Here is a 418-nt window from a genome sequence, read left to right as displayed (position 1 = left end):
GTAACAAGGTAGCCGTATCGGAAGGTGCGGCTGGATCACCTCCTTTCTATGGAGACTCGKRTCTGATAGAYMCAGTCAAGTATCTTCGGATACACAATCGCTTACTCACTCGTGTTCAGTTTTGAAGGATGAATTAMCCCTTCAACAACATTGTTCCTTGAAAACTAGATAACGAAACAAAAACGTAAAGTAAGAACTTAGGTTGCTTGAACTTCGGATCAYGCAAAAATCTTTAACTCTTTCAATTAGGAGAGACTTTGGCTTAGGCCAAAGATCCCTATAAATGGTTAAGCTAGAAAGAGCACACGGAGGATGCCTAGGCACTAGGAGCCGAAGAAGGACGTGGCGAACGACGAAATGCCTCGGGGAGCCGTAAGCAGGCTTTGATCCGGGGATGTCCGAATGGGGGAACCCAGCT

The 418-nt window shown here is 46.1% G+C and carries 1 rRNA gene; it reads left to right on the top strand.

What is annotated here, in order from left to right:
- Nucleotides 1-285: 285 nt before the first annotated feature.
- Nucleotides 286-418, top strand: a 23S ribosomal RNA gene (locus AC1DLM_RS35550); the annotation flags it as partial.

This window comes from Paenibacillus sp. 01T442 (assembly GCF_056398345.1).
This window is presented reverse-complemented; position numbering and strand designations above follow the sequence as displayed.